At 45.5% G+C, this 14,762-nt stretch carries 16 protein-coding genes; 9 read left to right on the top strand and 7 right to left on the bottom strand.

Going from position 1 to position 14,762, the window contains the following annotated elements:
* The first annotated feature begins 230 nt into the window (after positions 1-230).
* Complete coding sequence (locus RIF36_RS03765; protein ID WP_350119821.1) at positions 231-1,355, top strand: helix-turn-helix domain-containing protein; 1,125 nt, start codon at positions 231-233, stop codon at positions 1,353-1,355.
* A 51-nt stretch (positions 1,356-1,406) separates the two neighbouring features.
* On the opposite strand, the gene RIF36_RS03760 is transcribed toward RIF36_RS03765, so the two are convergent.
* Positions 1,407-1,736, bottom strand: coding sequence for a HesB/IscA family protein (locus RIF36_RS03760; RefSeq protein WP_151997262.1), 330 nt, complete (start codon positions 1,734-1,736; stop codon positions 1,407-1,409).
* A 4-nt stretch (positions 1,737-1,740) separates the two neighbouring features.
* The gene (locus RIF36_RS03755) at positions 1,741-2,151 is read right to left on the bottom strand and encodes a hypothetical protein (RefSeq protein WP_151997263.1); all 411 of its coding nucleotides are present in this window, start codon (positions 2,149-2,151) and stop codon (positions 1,741-1,743) included.
* A gap of 155 nt (positions 2,152-2,306) precedes the next feature.
* Between RIF36_RS03755 and mce the strand changes: the two genes are divergently transcribed.
* The 3 genes from mce to RIF36_RS03740 are packed head-to-tail and all read left to right on the top strand — an operon-like array spanning position 2,307 to position 4,334.
* Positions 2,307-2,708 carry a methylmalonyl-CoA epimerase gene (mce, locus tag RIF36_RS03750; RefSeq protein ID WP_350119824.1) on the top strand — a complete coding sequence of 134 codons (402 nt, stop codon included), beginning with the start codon at positions 2,307-2,309 and terminating at the stop codon, positions 2,706-2,708.
* Between the two features lie 2 nt (positions 2,709-2,710).
* Positions 2,711-3,745 carry a thiamine-phosphate kinase gene (gene thiL / locus RIF36_RS03745; RefSeq protein ID WP_350119828.1) on the top strand — a complete coding sequence of 345 codons (1,035 nt, stop codon included), beginning with the start codon at positions 2,711-2,713 and terminating at the stop codon, positions 3,743-3,745.
* Between the two features lie 37 nt (positions 3,746-3,782).
* Positions 3,783-4,334 (top strand): Uma2 family endonuclease, encoded by a 552-nt coding sequence (locus RIF36_RS03740; RefSeq protein ID WP_350119831.1) that lies wholly within the window; start codon positions 3,783-3,785, stop codon positions 4,332-4,334.
* 252 nt (positions 4,335-4,586) lie between these two features.
* Here the strand turns inward: RIF36_RS03740 and RIF36_RS03735 are convergent, their stop codons facing one another.
* Positions 4,587-5,543 (bottom strand): 3-keto-disaccharide hydrolase, encoded by a 957-nt coding sequence (locus RIF36_RS03735; protein WP_350119834.1) that lies wholly within the window; start codon positions 5,541-5,543, stop codon positions 4,587-4,589.
* 189 nt (positions 5,544-5,732) lie between these two features.
* Here RIF36_RS03735 and RIF36_RS03730 point away from each other — a divergent pair, with 189 nt between their 5' ends.
* On the top strand, positions 5,733-6,545 hold the full coding sequence (locus RIF36_RS03730; protein WP_350119837.1) for a LytR/AlgR family response regulator transcription factor: 813 nt from the start codon (positions 5,733-5,735) through the stop codon (positions 6,543-6,545).
* A 78-nt stretch (positions 6,546-6,623) separates the two neighbouring features.
* Complete coding sequence (locus RIF36_RS03725) at positions 6,624-7,835, top strand: dioxygenase family protein (RefSeq protein ID WP_350119840.1); 1,212 nt, start codon at positions 6,624-6,626, stop codon at positions 7,833-7,835.
* Between the two features lie 113 nt (positions 7,836-7,948).
* Here the strand turns inward: RIF36_RS03725 and RIF36_RS03720 are convergent, their stop codons facing one another.
* Together RIF36_RS03720 and RIF36_RS03715 are read right to left on the bottom strand one after the other, a co-directional pair.
* Positions 7,949-9,307 carry a TonB family protein gene (locus RIF36_RS03720; protein WP_350119843.1) on the bottom strand — a complete coding sequence of 453 codons (1,359 nt, stop codon included), beginning with the start codon at positions 9,305-9,307 and terminating at the stop codon, positions 7,949-7,951.
* On the bottom strand, positions 9,300-9,677 hold the full coding sequence (locus RIF36_RS03715) for a BlaI/MecI/CopY family transcriptional regulator (protein ID WP_317489771.1): 378 nt from the start codon (positions 9,675-9,677) through the stop codon (positions 9,300-9,302). The genes RIF36_RS03720 and RIF36_RS03715 overlap by 8 nt, the downstream gene beginning before the upstream one ends.
* A 188-nt stretch (positions 9,678-9,865) precedes the next feature.
* On the opposite strand from RIF36_RS03715, the gene RIF36_RS03710 reads away from it, so the two are divergent.
* Positions 9,866-10,333, top strand: a complete 468-nt coding sequence (locus RIF36_RS03710; RefSeq protein WP_350119846.1) for a hypothetical protein — start codon at positions 9,866-9,868, stop codon at positions 10,331-10,333.
* A 60-nt stretch (positions 10,334-10,393) separates the two neighbouring features.
* On the top strand, positions 10,394-11,671 hold the full coding sequence (locus tag RIF36_RS03705; protein WP_350119849.1) for a M14 family metallopeptidase: 1,278 nt from the start codon (positions 10,394-10,396) through the stop codon (positions 11,669-11,671).
* On the opposite strand, the gene RIF36_RS03700 is transcribed toward RIF36_RS03705, so the two are convergent.
* Positions 11,668-12,030 carry a hypothetical protein gene (locus RIF36_RS03700; protein WP_350119852.1) on the bottom strand — a complete coding sequence of 121 codons (363 nt, stop codon included), beginning with the start codon at positions 12,028-12,030 and terminating at the stop codon, positions 11,668-11,670. The genes RIF36_RS03705 and RIF36_RS03700 overlap by 4 nt on opposite strands.
* A 221-nt stretch (positions 12,031-12,251) precedes the next feature.
* Here RIF36_RS03700 and RIF36_RS03695 point away from each other — a divergent pair, with 221 nt between their 5' ends.
* Complete coding sequence (locus tag RIF36_RS03695) at positions 12,252-13,295, top strand: Fic family protein (protein WP_350119855.1); 1,044 nt, start codon at positions 12,252-12,254, stop codon at positions 13,293-13,295.
* 28 nt (positions 13,296-13,323) lie between these two features.
* Here the strand turns inward: RIF36_RS03695 and rlmD are convergent, their stop codons facing one another.
* Positions 13,324-14,724 (bottom strand): 23S rRNA (uracil(1939)-C(5))-methyltransferase RlmD, encoded by a 1,401-nt coding sequence (rlmD, locus tag RIF36_RS03690; protein WP_350119858.1) that lies wholly within the window; start codon positions 14,722-14,724, stop codon positions 13,324-13,326.
* Positions 14,725-14,762 lie beyond the last annotated feature (38 nt).

Below are 14,762 nucleotides of genomic sequence, written 5' to 3'. Positions count from 1 at the left end.
TAAAAGATCGTCACTACCGAAATATCATAATTCGCTTCCATAATATTTTTGTTTAGTAGCCCGAAACAAAAGGTGCCGGCGGAATAGCTGATAACCTTAGATGGCGGTTTTAAAAAATAAGTGTGGGTTTAAAAAATAACCACTCCACCGGCTTCCTTTTTTGTTTGATGATATCAAAGTAAGGGAATAGCGAAATGAATGTCATCCGGTTGTGCGCTGACCGGAAAGGAATGATTTGCAAAAAATCCAACAGCAGGAGTCAGCAGGAGATAGGATTTGCATTTTTTGCAAATCCATCTCCAAATGGAGATATTAGAGGGTCGAAAACGACAACTTCAATACTTATCAGCCTCCAAACCTTGAGTGAAACACCCAACATACAGGCGTCGTTCCTTGGACAAATCCGACTGAAGCTACCGGCCAATATCGCCTTTGCTGAAGAGTTGGCAGATTTGTTAAATATCAGCCGGGACAGCGCTTACAGGAGAATTCGGGGAGAGACATTGCTCAGCATTGAAGAAGTCACCCTACTTTCCAATAAGTTTGGCATTTCGCTGGACGCCCTGCTGGCTCAGACGTCAGAAACTGTCATGTTCCACGTAAGACAGGTATCCACCACGGGCTTTACTTTCGAAAAATACCTGGAAAGCATAAAGGGCAACCTGGAAACGATCAACAGTTTCCCTGACAAGGAGTTAGTGTATTGCGCCAAAGACATTCCCATCTTCTATTATTTCCCCTATCCTGAGCTGGCTGCATTTAAGATGTTTTTCTGGATGAAAACAGTGCTTCGCTACCCGGAGCTTGAAAACAAGAAGTTTTCATCCTCCCATGTTTCGGGTGTGCTCAAGGGAATAGGTGATAAAATCTGGTCGTTATACTCCAGGATACCAAGCACCGAAATATGGAGCGACGAAACGATCATTGTGGTGATCAAGCAGCTTCAGTTCTATCTTGAGTGCGGACTGTTCGAGGACAGCAAGTCTTACAAAGTCATTCTTGGCCAGCTCAATGATATGATAGGCAACATCAGGCATTTTGCGGAGATAGGATCAAAATCGACTAAGCCTGGCGAACAGGGAGGTGCCTTCAGTCTTTATAAAAATGAAATTCTGATCGCCGACAATTCTATATTTTTCAAAATGAGCGACAAGCGTGTAGCTTTCCTGACGTACAATACTTTCAACATTCTCTCCACATCCGACCCTTCTTTCTGTCGGTCTACTGAAGATCATCTGGCCAATTTAATCAATAAGTCCTCTTTGATCAGCAGTAGTGCCGAGAAAGAAAGAAGCAAGTTTTTCAATAGAATGGAAAAAGAAATAAAGCTAGCAGAGGAGCACCTGGAGGAATAAAAAAAGCCGTCAATTGACGGCCTTATATTTTCACATTCGATGATCAAGGGGCTAAACAGCGAAGCTCTCCCCGCAACCACAGGTGCGGGTTGCATTGGGGTTTACAAAGTGGAATCCCTTGCCATTTAAACCGTCGCTGAAGTCAAGCGTGGTGCCTATCAAATAAAGCAGGCTGCGCTTGTCGACAAGAATTTTAACCCCCTTGTCCTCGAAGATTTCATCAGTTGGTTTCAACTCTGAGTCAAACTCCAGGTTGTACATCAAACCGGAGCAGCCGCCACCCTGCACTGCCACACGGATGTTGTGGTCGTTGGTGTGTCCTTCCTTCTCACGGAATTCAACGATCTTATTCTTGGCTATGTCAGTGATACCTATGTTCATAATTTTAAGTCATTGGGTTCAAAACGCAACTGTAAACTGTCATCGTGTTCACATCTCGTCCGTAATACAATTTATCGAGCGCATCATACATGTTTTTGGCCCGGAAGTAAGAAGTTTGAAGCTCACGCATTTCCTTGGAAACCCACTGAATGGTGTAGCTGTACTCCTTTTCCCGATAGCTCTTCACATAGTCGAGCATTTTGATGAGAGCCTCTACTTTGTCAAGCCCAATCTCTGTACGAAACAGAAACGACTGATTGTGTCGGGGGTTAACGGTAATAAGATCCAGTTTGGCCTTACCTCCCTCCAACGTAGTATACTCAAAAATCAACTCGCTGCTTTTGAGGCCAAGGTAGGTCTTTATCTCATTTTGCACCCTGGCAGCATCGGCATGCACATCGGTTCTTATTTCCATCCAAACAATAATGTTTGATACTAGCTCTTAACGCATTTTTATAGCAAATGATCTATAAATCAGCATTACTAGAAACTTTTCCGTAAGAAGAAAAGTTTCTTCAACTTTGCAAAAGTAATCAATCGGCCATCGGTTTCAAACAACCTTCCACCTGAATGACCAACGTAGAACATATTGGAATTGCTGTAAAAAGCCTCATTGACGGTAATGCTGTTTACGAGAAGCTTTTGGGTGTTGCCCCGTATAAGAGCGAAGAAGTGGCTTCAGAAGGTGTAATGACCTCGTTCTTCAAGGTAGGGAGTACCAAAATAGAACTGCTTGAAGGTACCAACGACCTGAGCCCCATTTCAAAGTTCATAGAAAAACGAGGAGAAGGCATTCACCATATAGCTTTTGAAGTGAATGACATAAAAACCGAGATGGAGCGCCTTCGAAAAGAAGGGTTTGTGCTATTGAATGAAGAACCAAAAAAAGGCGCTGATAACAAGTTGGTTTGCTTTGTACACCCAAAAGGAACAAACGGTGTGTTGGTGGAGCTTTGCCAGGAAATAAGATAATCATGAGTGAACAACCCAAAAGAACAGAGCTAGGGGAGCTAGGCGAGTTTGGCCTTATCGACAGGATCAGTAATCGGTTCAAAAATAATAATGCGTCAACCTTGAAGGGGATTGGCGACGATGCCGCCATCATCAAAACGGGCGACAAAGTGATGCTTGTGTCTACTGATATGCTGATGGAAGGCATCCACTTTGACCTTTCCTATATGCCTTTGCAGCACCTTGGCTATAAGGCAGTGGCGGTAAATGTGTCGGACATTGCGGCTATGAATGGTATTCCCACGCAGATCACCGTCAACATAGGGCTGAGCAACCGGTTTTCGCTTGAGGCCATAGACGCACTTTACGAAGGCGTCAGAATGGCATGCGAGAACTACAAAGTAGACCTGGTAGGTGGCGACACCACATCATCAGCATCGGGATTGGTGATTTCCGTTACGGCTATTGGCGAAGCCGACCCGGAAAAGGTAAGCCTGAGAAGTGGTGCAAAAAAGGGTGATATCGTGTGCGCCACAGGCGACCTGGCAGGTGCTTATATTGGCTTGCAGGTGCTGGAGCGTGAGAAGCAGGTTTTCAAGGCCAATCCGGATATGCAGCCTAACCTCGGGCCTTACGATTACATCGTCAAGCGGCAGCTTAAGCCGGAAGCACGCATGGACATTATCCATGAATTGCGAGAGCTGAACATCGTACCTACTTCAATGATCGACATTTCAGACGGGCTGGCATCGGAGCTTTTTCACCTCTGCAAGCAATCGGGGCTGGGCGCAAAAATTTACGAGGACAAACTACCTATCGACACGCTGACCTATAACACAGCCGTAGAATTCCAGCTCGACCCCATTACCTGCGCTTTGAATGGCGGAGAGGACTATGAGCTTTTGTTCACCATTAGTCAGGAGGATTTCGAAAAGCTGAAAAACCACATGGACATCCACTTCATTGGCTACATGACGGACGCCAAAGAGGGCAGGCATTTGATTACCAAAAATAGCAACGCAGTTGAGCTAAAAGCACAAGGCTGGAAACACTTTTAGATGTTTGTATCGTTTTGTATCTTAGTTGCTCTTGATTATGGAAACAGTAAAGATTGATAAAACGAAAGATTGGACTGTTGATGACTATCTCCTTTTAGGGGAGACCAATACTCCATGCCAATTAATCAATGGAGAACTGATCATGAGCCCATCGCCTACCCCTTTACATCAAATTGTGTTGAGCAACCTTAATGATGTCATTAAGGCTTACGGCAAGAAGGTCGATGGCTTGGTCTTATTCTCGCCGCTCGATCTTTATATTGACAATAGAAACGTTTTTCAACCTGATCTTATTTTCCTCTCAAAGAGGCAAATTGCCTATGTAACAGAACGGGGTATTGAAGGGCCACCTGAGCTCTTAGTCGAAGTTATATCACCTTCCAATAGCTATACAGACAGGTACGAGAAAAAGAACGCCTATCAGAAATTTGGGGTTCTGGAATATTGGATTGTTGATCCCGCCAACCAAACCCTGGAAATCTACCATTCCTCAGACTGGGTTAAGCCTACGCTTTACCTGGCAGGCGAAGGAATAGTTACTTCATCCGTGCTCAAGGAGTTGAGTTTTAACCTGAAGGATTTATTCTGAAGCAAGAATAAAAAGGCGGTTCCCTGATCTGACTAACTGATCAATCTGTATTTCTGAGGGTATTGATTTTTGGCATGGGTATTTTGTGCTTGCATAAAAAAGCAAAAGGTCCAAGCGAGACGCATTGAACCAGTTTTGCTTTTTTATTGCCACCTATTGCTGAATCGAATAACGTTCCTTTTGAGTTTTATCCCCCAAATTTTCTGCCTGACCCTGAGAAACGGCCCTTTTTACCCGTTAAGTTTTAAAATTTTACTTTGATTTTTTTTCTTCCACCCGAGGAGCAATGATGATGTTTCTGAATTCAATGGCTCCATGATCTCCCTGAAACATTAGCGGGCCTGGCTCGGCCTCGTTGTTATCAAGAGCGCCACCGGTCATGCCGACAATGGTCTGATCGCTGATAATTGTTTTGCCATTGAGCACTACTGTCACCCTCCTGCCTATTAACGTGATATCGTACGACTGCCACACGCCTGCGTCCTTTGCCACCATTTCATTGGGACTGATAAGCCCGTAGATGCCTCCCAATAAGCCACTCGAAGGCTCCATTCCTTTGCTGTCAACTATTTGTACCTCGTAGCGGCCACGTAGATAAACGCCGCTGTTGCTTCCTTTTGGGTAACGAAACTCGAGATGCAGTTTAAAATCGTTGAATTTTTGGTCTGACACCATATTGGCACCTGACTTTTCGCTTGTCAGTACTCCTGACTCCACCTTCCACTGATTTTCGCCCATGGCATGCCATCCGCTCAGGTCACGACCATTGAACAAAGTAATAGGCTCACCCCACTCTGGATTGTCCACATAAGCCAGCTTTGGTGCTCTCGTCCCCACCCAGTTATATTTCTTCCCATCGGTAAACAGCATGGTGCCCTTCAGTTGATCTGCTATCAATTGACCTTCAAAGGCCATGTCTCCTTCTCCCGGCTCCCATTGCACAGGAATAGCAAAATTGAACTTCCCATCCTTTGCCTTCACCTCAGCAATCGGTCGAGCACTCCCGGAAGCATAACAAAACCTGCCCACCAGCGTGTGATAGCCTGAATGCTGAATCTCTAACCAGGAAGGAAGCTCCGCCCCGTCTTTGGTAATCGTTAGGTTCCATCTTCCTTCAAGCGGATTGGCTTCCTGGGCGTAGGCAGTATCAATAGCTACGAAGAGCACAAGGCTCAATAGCGATAAAGCAAATTTGGATAGTTTATTCATGGTAAAGGATGTTTTAGAAAGTTGTAGCTCTAGCGTGTCGAAGTTATTGATGGCAGAGAAGAAATCAAACAAGAATAGCTTGGTGGGGATTTTTCAAGCACATCCTTCCGCCAAGTCGGGTTCGGCATATGTCATCCTACGACATTTATTTTTACCTTACTTCAAATGTTGAAAACAGTGATTTTTGATATGGCATCATCAGAGGGTAATTTTTGGGCATCAAAGCGCTGGAAAATAATAAAAGCCTCAGGCCTGCTGATGATATTTGCGGTGCTCCTCAGGCTCATACAGGATTACCTTCATGCTTATATAAATGATTACCACTTTTACTTCTCTGAGTCCATTATTCATAAAGGCTTTTGGTTTGTTTTCTTTCCCGTCTCCATTCTGCAGGGCTATGCAATCGGAAAATTTTCTAACAGATTTTCCAGAAAGGTCAAATTAGCTTTTCTCGCAGTCCTGACCATCCTGGCCACACTGGTGCATCTTGTGTCTTTTGCATTCATCATATCAACAGCATACTCCATTTTCCTGAATCATTCTTATTCGTTTATCAACCTGCTCAGATATTCATTTTCTGAGGATACCTACCTGTGCCTTCTCATCTATGGCATTTCAACGCTGGTGTTCAGTCGCCTGAATGCAGAGCAGCCAAAAGCACCTTCAGCACAGCGCTATTTAACCGTTGTGATGGTAGGCAGTGGTGCAAAAACAACCGCAGTAAATGTCAATGATATTTTTTATGTGAGCAGCGCAAGCCCCTACGTCGCACTACACACAGCCACACGAAAGTTTCTTCATTCCGAGACCCTGAAAGTGCTTGGTGAGCAGCTCAACCGGCAGCAATTTGTGCGAATTCATAAATCTACCATTGTCAATATAAAAGAAGTTGAGTCTTATCAATCACGCCTGAACGGTGACTACGACATCACGCTGAAAAATGGTGAAGTTGTGCGAATGAGTCGAAATTATTCGACTTCGTTCAAGACCCAGTTCAAATAGTCCACGGGTTGCATCAAAAAGTCATCAGGTTGAGGTATTCAGGTTTGTTTACCGGAAAAGGCACATGAAATTGCGGCTATGAAAAACAAAACATTTTGCCAGGTACTCATAGCGACGGCACTCACAATGGGGTTATTCAGTTGCCAGGGCCAGCCCAACGTTAGCGGGCAGAAACAAACTGCAAAGAAAGTCATTGTAGGCGATGGCTGCGACGGGTGCGAGCTCATGTTCGTTGGTATGCCAGCATCCATCGACGCATCCGACACCAGTGCTGGCTGGCTCGAAGAAGGGCAAAAGTTGCTCGTCACCGGCAAAGTCTTTAAAGTGGATGGCATCACTCCTGCCAGCGGGGTTGTTATCTACTATTGGCAAACAGACAATGAAGGTTTTTATACTCCTGTTGAGGGCATGCCCGCAAAAGCAAGGAGACATGGACATATCCGGGGCTGGGTGAAAACGGACGAGGCAGGCAGCTATTCGATCTACACTGTGCGACCTGCCCCCTACCCGGAGAGAGACGAGCCAGCCCACATTCATACCTCGATCAAAGAGCCTGCTATCGACGACGAATATTATATCGATGCATTTGTTTTTGGCGATGACCCACTGCTAACAGGAGCAAAAAGAAAGGCATTGGAAAACAGGGGTGGAAGCGGGGTGCTCCGAGTGCTGCTGGACAAAGACCTGCAGGTTGCCGAACACAACATCATACTTGGTCGCAATATTCCCAACTACCCAACAGATGAGCAGCCAGCCGAAGTGTCTGGTCTGAAGATTGGTGAAGACAGCCCCTCCTTTACACCTTTTCACGCCTGGGGGCCAGACAAAGGAACGAAGACGTGCCCCGTTTGTAAGTATGGACGTTATCATGGCATTCTGTACTTCGTGGGTAACAGACCAGATTGGGGTGATATTAGGAACTGGCTATCCTTTCTGGAGCAGGAAAGTGTGGAACGGGGCAAGTATTTGAAGGTCTATTTCGTGTATGGAAACGAAGTAGCCTACAGCAGAGAGGCAAGACAAAAGGAATTGGAGGATATTGGAAGAGCACTTAATTTGAAAAATATAGCCGCCACATTCGTTCCGTCGCTGACCGACAAGGCTAGTGAAGTAAACCTCAACCAAATAAACCCGGAAGAGGCAAACACATTTATTGTTTACAGGCAGCGAGCAATCGTGGCCAAGTTTATCGGCCTTGAAGCATCCACTGAAAACCTCAAGCTTATCTCAACAACCCTTGACAAAACAAAAGGTGAGTATTTCAATTTGAATGAACCAGCGCACAATTAGTCACGAGATGCACGGCAACAAAAAAACCTCTGCCATTGATGGCAGAGGTTTTTCATGCTTACAAACACCGAAAACCTGCTCAAAAAGCAGGTTTTCTCATACCCAGGCAAATACTACTTTGATTGCCAAGCTGTCATTACGATCTCGGACAATGTGCCTTTCACATCTTCCTCGGACTTTGCATGATCAAAGTTGCCACTTACATCTTCCATCTTAATCTTTAAGTCATTGATGACTCTATCTTCACCTTCTTTGTCGCCAAGCTTAAAAGTAATTGGCAATATCATTCTCGTTTTTACCGCCTTTCCTCTTTGCTTGCCAGCCAGCCACTTTGGAGACTGAGAAATAACATTTACTGCTTCCATGTCGCAACCTGCTCCAATGCCCTTTATCGCCTGCACTTCTGTAACAGTCCCGTCCGTGTCTACCACAAACTGTATAAATACTTTACCCTCAACCCCCATTCGCCTGGCCTGCTTTGGGTATTTTAGCGTTCTGGCCACGTAAGTGTAGAAAGCTTGCATTCCTCCAGGAGGCGTTGGCATTTCTTCCACTTTCGTGAAAACCTCTTCCGGCCCATCCGACACTGTAGCAGCCTGAATAGTTAGTTCCTCTTCGCCCGCTCCCGGCAGTTCACAGCTGATCACTCCGAAAACCACGGCCATGGCCAGTACCGGCAGTGCAAATTTGCCCCAGTACACATTGTTGTTTTTGTTTGTAAGCATACGTAATCGTTTTAGTGTTTGCGATTGATTGAAATGGCTACCAAGTGTCAACCCGTACTGGTTAAGTACCTGCTTCGCCAAAAGCTTTTGATAAGTTTCTATGTCCCTGCCCTCGGTAGCCTTGTCGTCGGCTTCAAACTCATGAGTCATTACCAGGGCATTCTTGATAGCATAAACTATTGGGTTAAACCACATGATAGCGTGAGCTATTTCGATGAAAAGAATATCCCTCGAATGCTTCCTGCGGATATGCGCCAGCTCATGCTTCAATATTTGCTGTTGTTCCCTTTCTCCAAGTTCCTGGGTATCGTCCCAAAACAGATAGTGCATGAAGCTAAAGGTGGGTAGCTTGCCCTTGGTTCGAACCAAAACATAGTCCTGATGCGTCTCCTTCTCGGCTGAGGTGATCAGTTTCGCCACCGAAATTACTTTCAATACCAACTTGGCAACGAAAAAAACGATGCCAACAGCATAAACAACTTCCAACCACGAAACGCCACTGTAATAGTTGGCATAAGGATCTACAACCATTTCCGGAAGTGTAATCACAGCCGTTACTTCCCTGCTCAAAGCCCATGGCAAATCCACCTTGACCAATGGGAAAATAACAGAGAAAAGTACAGAGGACAGCAGGTAGTACCTATTGAAAGCATAGCACGACTCGTTGCGCAGCACCAGATAGTAAATGGCATAGAAAGCCAGGCTACAGGCTACGGATTGGAAAAGAAATAGGAGTAGGTTAGTCATCGTCTTTATCTTTAATGTCTTTTTCTACATACTTCATCAGCTCCTCCATGTCTTTTACATCCAGCTTGTTTTCGCTGGCAAAGAAGGAGACAAGCTTCTGAAACGATCCATTGAAATAGTTACCCATAAAGTTTTGAAGGAAGAAGCTCTTGTATTCATCCTTACCCACTTTGGGGAAATACTGGTGCGTTTTGCCAAATGCTTTGTAGCCAACAAAACCCTTCTTTACCAGTATTCTGATAATGGTAGACACCGTGTTGTAGGCAGGTTTAGGTTCGGGCATTTCTTCAAGTACTTCGTTCACAAACCCCTTGTCGAGCTTCCACAGAATTTGCATGATTTGTTCTTCGGCTTTGGTCAGTTCTTTCATAATGTTCTATACGTATATTCAAATGTAAAACGAATAGTTTAGTTTAACAACTAATAACTTAGTTTTTATTTTTATTAACTATTTCATCCGCTCAAAATAGCATTTCGTCGTTTCCGGGATTCAATGTTTGCTTGCGACTAAAATTTAATTCAAATTTACTAGTAACCACCTACTTAACTATCGTTTGAATGCTTTCAATTGCTTCTCTCATTAAAGAATCTAAAACCTACCTTGACAAACCCTACATCAAGGTGGCGTGGCATGCACAACTCAATTTAATCATTCATGACTGGAAAGGCTTTGCGACTTTCGAAGAGATTCTGGAGGTAGGTCAAAGAACACTTTCAGCAGTTCAAATGGAGCATGCCACAAAAGTGCTGTACGACACCAGGGATATGGAAGTGCTTGACGACAGATCAAGGAACTACATAGCAGGAGAGTTTACAGTTAAAATGATCAGGGCTGGCATCCACTACTCAGCCACCATTCTGCCGGAAGATCCCTTTGCACAATACACCATTCAGGCCATTAAGGGCAGCATGGAAAGGCATTTGCCAGAAAGGGTGCGATACTTTAACACTGTGAACAAGGCCCTGGATTGGGTAGTTTCGCAGCAGGTTATTCCAAAATCTGGTGTTCGCCTGGTGCACCAGTAAATAATTTCGATTTTATTTCTCCCCTCGATTTCGTAGCCTAGCGTATTCAAAGCAAGGCTCATGCAAATACGTTTCCTTTTCGTCCTTCTGGCTCTTCCACTGATTGCCTACCCCCAAGAAAAACAGTTCCGTTTCCAAGGTCAGGGGCCAACACAAATCGTCGAAACTTCCTCCAAAGCCATCCAGCTTCAGGAAAGAAAAGTCTGGCTGTTTGAACAGGAAGGAGTTGGCTTCAGCAATGACTTCAGAGGGGCACGGCTGAATAAAGTAGTGCCTGCCGATGGCTCAACCTTCCACCTGACCATTGAAGCGGAAAACTACCCTGTCAATCCGAGCCCCTGGTACGCCTTCAAAGTATGGAGCAGTGCCGACAAGCAGGTCACGCTGTCGTTCAACTACCCACAAGGCAGACACCGTTACTTTCCCGTAGTGAGCATGGACGGCAAAAGCTGGACCAATCTTGACTCTGCTCGTTTTATTGCCAAGTCGGATACCACCATCGCCTTTTACAACTACCGACTGCTGCCGAAAGAAGCCAGTATTGTACTTGACCTGACTGCCAGCGACACCGTGTGGGTGGCTGGGCAGGAAATGTGGACTTCCAAAGAGGTATATACCTGGATGGATTCCATTGGAGAGGCATACAAGCTAAAACCAAAGACAATAGGGAAAACCACGCTCGGCCGGGATCTGAAGATGCTGCGGGTATCGAAGGGAAAAGACAAAAAAGTGGTAGCGGTAATTAGCCGCCAGCATCCACCGGAGGTCACGGGCTTCTTTGCGATGAAGGCTTTTATCGAAAGAATACTAAAGGATGACTCGTTGTCAAACGCCTTTAGAAAGCGGTATGATGTGCTGAACGTGCCGCTGATGAACCCTGATGGCGTAGACGAAGGCCATTGGCGCCACAATGCGGGCGGGGTAGACCTCAACCGGGATTGGGAAGCACAAAACCAACCGGAGGTGAAGCAGGTAGCCGACTATTTCAAAGCCTACATGAAGAAGAGGAAAGGCACCATGGTTTTCTTCATGGATTTCCACAGCACCTGGGACGATATCTACTACACCATCGACCCCAGCCTGCCTACCAACACGCCGGGTCTCACCACCAACTGGTTGGCTGGCATTGAGGCAGCCATCCCGGGCTACTATGTTAATCACCGGCCGTCGAAAGTGGACAATGGTGTGGTATCACGAAACTTTTTCTACCGAACCTTCAACACAGACGGGCTGGTCTTCGAGTTTGGCGACAACACCAGTCGTGATTTCCTAAAGTTGAAAGGCACTGTGGCCGCCGAGGTACTGATGAGGTTGCTTTTGGAAGAGCCTAAGAATTAATCTTCCGGATAAGGTACAAACACGAAGCTGGTCAGCTTTTCGTCCACCACAAATAAGCAGCAGAATTCATCAGGGTCTTTAAAAGCGCCTTTGAATTGATCAACATCCTCGATCAGTTTCCTGTTAACAAATTCATCAATATAGGTGGCATAGTAATTCCATGACAAGTTTAAATCTTCTCTGGGGATCAGCAGTTGACCGATCGGGATTTCCACCTTGGCAATGGGGAAAATGGGGAATTCTGAAAACCCTTGTTTGCGTATCTGGTAGGAGGCTTCTTTAATACTGTCGGCCACGAGCACAAAGTCTTTGGTGATAGTGCCGAGGTATTTGCCACTTAGTTCTGGATCGTTTTGCATTTTACCTGCTTTTCAAAATTATTTGACTAACCGCAAAAGTACGACATTCTCCAAAATGTATTTGCTGATTCAAAAGTCGCCTGTACTGTACCAACGGGCTTGAAAATAGCGTAGGTCAATCCTCATTTTTCGCTGTGAAAACAAATCCTATCATTTTTATTTATTAATCCTATCATTTAAGATAGGATTAGGCTAGTTTAGTGATAGGAAAAAGTGAAATAATGAACCTTACTCCACGCCAGCAGGAAATCATTGAGATCATAGGTACAAAGGGACAAGTATCTATATCGGAAATCAAAAAACTGCTTAGCAGCGAACCAAGCATCCCAACGGTCAATAGGGACATGGCTAAACTTGTTGAGGCCAACTACCTGAAGAAACTCGGCGCCGGACGAGCGATCACCTATGTCATTGCTCCCGATTACCAATTGTTTGCACCGGTTAGTGCTTCTAATTATTTTGACCTTGACCCTGACAGGCGAGGAGCCAAAACATCCTTCAACCATGAACTCATTCAATCATTAACAGGTATTCCTCTGTTTAATGACAATGAGTTGGCGGGTCTTCAAAAGTTAAAGGAGGAATATCAAAGCAATATTGCCAGCCTTTCGCCTACACTTTACCAAAAGGAACTGGAACGACTAACTATTGAGCTCAGTTGGAAATCTTCCCAGATTGAAGGGAATACTTATACTTTGCTGGAAACGGAAAGGCTATTTAAGGAGAAGCAGGAGGCCGAAAATAAGACCAAAGAAGAGGCCATCATGCTACTGAACCATAAGGAGGTTATTACATACCTGATGGAGCATAAAAACCATGCCCAAGCCCTTACTTTGCGCACACTAGAAGAAATTCACTCACTACTTATCAAGGATTTGAATGTTGGTCGCAATATTCGTTCCCGTGCCGTAGGTATTACCGGAACAGCTTACAGGCCTTTAGACAATGAATACCAGATCAGGGAAAATCTCGAACTGATGTGTGACTTGATCAACAGCAAGAACAATGGTTTTGAAAAAGCTTTGCTTGCTGTAGTGTTAATCTCATATATACAGCCGTTTGAAGATGGAAATAAGCGCACGGGCCGGATGATTAGCAATGCCCTGCTCATTGCAGACGACGCCTGCCCACTGTCTTACCGTAGCGTTGATTCACTTGACTACAAAAAGGCAATGCTCCTCTTCTATGAGCAAAATAACCTGACAGCTTTTAAAACCATATTTATAGAGCAAAACGAGTTTGGGGTGAGGAATTATTTTCGTTAGAAAGCTCGCCGCCTGGTGAAAAATCGTTTTAGTCTCTCCTCTCCAACAGTACCACATTCTCCACATGATGCGTATGCGGAAACATATCCACCGGCTGCACTTCTACTACTTTGTACCTTTCTGCCAATAGCTGGATATCCCGTGCCTGAGTGGCGGGGTTACAGCTTACGTACACAATCCTTTCTGCCCCTGAGTGATACAAAGCGTCTGTTACGTCAGTGTGCATACCGGCCCTAGGAGGGTCAGTGATGATCACCTGCGGGCGACCGTGCCTTTCCATGAATTCTTCCGTGAGCAAGTCTTTGATGTCGCCTGCCTGGAAATGCACATTCTCCAGGTTGTTCAGTTTCGCATTGATCCAGGCATCCTCAATGGCGGGCTCCACGTACTCCAACCCTACTACTTTTGCGGCGCTCCGTGCGGCAAACTGCGCCAGCGTGCCTGTGCCTGTGTAGAGATCATACACCAACTCGTGCTCCTTAATGTTGGCCATATCAATAGCCACTTTATAAAGCCGTTCGGCCTGCTTGCTATTGGTCTGGTAAAAGGACTTTGGCCCCACCTTAAAATGCAAGCCGTCCATTTCTTCCATGATATGATCTTGGCCATGAAATAGCTCTACCTCCAGGTCCTGGAAAGTATCATTACCCTTGCTATTGATCACGTACATGAGGGAGGTGATCTGCGGAAATGCCTCCTTGATCTTGCCGAGCAGGTTGGCCAGGTCTTCGTTCTCGTAGGCTACTTGCAGAATGACCATTAATTGTCCGGTACTGGCGGTGCGAATGATCAGGTTGCGCAGCCAGCCTTCGTGGGTTAGTATATCATAGAAAGGATAGCCTGCCTTCATGGTTTCTTCCCTCACAAATGTCCTGATGGCATTGCTGGGATCTCCCTGCAGGTAGCAGGTTTCGACATCCACAATTCTGTCGAAGCGCTTGGGCACGTGAAAGCCCAGGGCATTTTTCTCCAAATCGGCGCCTGATTGAATTTCCTCGTCGGTCAACCAGCGGTGGTTGGAGAAGGTAAACTCCAGCTTGTTGCGATAGTACTGCGTGTCGGGAGAGCCAAGAATTGGGTTGATTTCTGGCAAAGGCACTTTGGCAATTCTTTCCAGGTTGTCCTTTACCTGCTGCCATTTGAACTGGAGCTGTTCGTCATAAGGCAAGCTCTGCCATTTGCAGCCTCCGCAGGTGCCAAAGTGGGAGCAGAAAGGCTCGACTCTTTTGGGCGAAAGCGTATGGAATTTAATAGTTCTGGCTTCCATGAAGCCCTTTTTCTTACGAAAAACGAGCAAATCGACAACGTCGCCGGGAACTACCTGCTCCACAAATATTACCTGTCCCTCATGCCTGGCAATGCATTTGCCTTCTGAAGCTACTGCCTCAATCGTGATGTTTTCCAGTATTATGTTCTTGCCTCTGCCCATAGGGCCGCAAAATTACGCTTTGCCCAAAAGGAAAACTA

It is taken from the genome of Imperialibacter sp. (assembly GCF_040222815.1).
In the GTDB taxonomy this organism is placed as follows: Bacteria; Bacteroidota; Bacteroidia; order Cytophagales; family Cyclobacteriaceae; genus Imperialibacter.
The sequence above is the reverse complement of the archived record's forward strand: the minus strand, read 5'-3'. Positions and strand labels throughout refer to the sequence as shown.

Bases quoted from the DNA above. Each gene is read 5' to 3' on its own strand.
- RIF36_RS03765 (WP_350119821.1), top strand. From the start codon at position 231: ATGATTTGCAAAAAATCCAACAGCAGGAGTCAGCAGGAGATAGGATTT.
- RIF36_RS03760 (WP_151997262.1), bottom strand. From the start codon at position 1,736: ATGAACATAGGTATCACTGACATAGCCAAGAATAAGATCGTTGAATTC.
- RIF36_RS03755 (WP_151997263.1), bottom strand. From the start codon at position 2,151: ATGGAAATAAGAACCGATGTGCATGCCGATGCTGCCAGGGTGCAAAAT.
- mce (WP_350119824.1), top strand. From the start codon at position 2,307: ATGACCAACGTAGAACATATTGGAATTGCTGTAAAAAGCCTCATTGAC.
- thiL (WP_350119828.1), top strand. From the start codon at position 2,711: ATGAGTGAACAACCCAAAAGAACAGAGCTAGGGGAGCTAGGCGAGTTT.
- RIF36_RS03740 (WP_350119831.1), top strand. From the start codon at position 3,783: ATGGAAACAGTAAAGATTGATAAAACGAAAGATTGGACTGTTGATGAC.
- RIF36_RS03735 (WP_350119834.1), bottom strand. From the start codon at position 5,543: ATGAATAAACTATCCAAATTTGCTTTATCGCTATTGAGCCTTGTGCTC.
- RIF36_RS03730 (WP_350119837.1), top strand. From the start codon at position 5,733: ATGGCATCATCAGAGGGTAATTTTTGGGCATCAAAGCGCTGGAAAATA.
- RIF36_RS03725 (WP_350119840.1), top strand. From the start codon at position 6,624: ATGAAAAACAAAACATTTTGCCAGGTACTCATAGCGACGGCACTCACA.
- RIF36_RS03720 (WP_350119843.1), bottom strand. From the start codon at position 9,307: ATGACTAACCTACTCCTATTTCTTTTCCAATCCGTAGCCTGTAGCCTG.
- RIF36_RS03715 (WP_317489771.1), bottom strand. From the start codon at position 9,677: ATGAAAGAACTGACCAAAGCCGAAGAACAAATCATGCAAATTCTGTGG.
- RIF36_RS03710 (WP_350119846.1), top strand. From the start codon at position 9,866: ATGCTTTCAATTGCTTCTCTCATTAAAGAATCTAAAACCTACCTTGAC.
- RIF36_RS03705 (WP_350119849.1), top strand. From the start codon at position 10,394: ATGCAAATACGTTTCCTTTTCGTCCTTCTGGCTCTTCCACTGATTGCC.
- RIF36_RS03700 (WP_350119852.1), bottom strand. From the start codon at position 12,030: ATGCAAAACGATCCAGAACTAAGTGGCAAATACCTCGGCACTATCACC.
- RIF36_RS03695 (WP_350119855.1), top strand. From the start codon at position 12,252: ATGAACCTTACTCCACGCCAGCAGGAAATCATTGAGATCATAGGTACA.
- rlmD (WP_350119858.1), bottom strand. From the start codon at position 14,724: ATGGGCAGAGGCAAGAACATAATACTGGAAAACATCACGATTGAGGCA.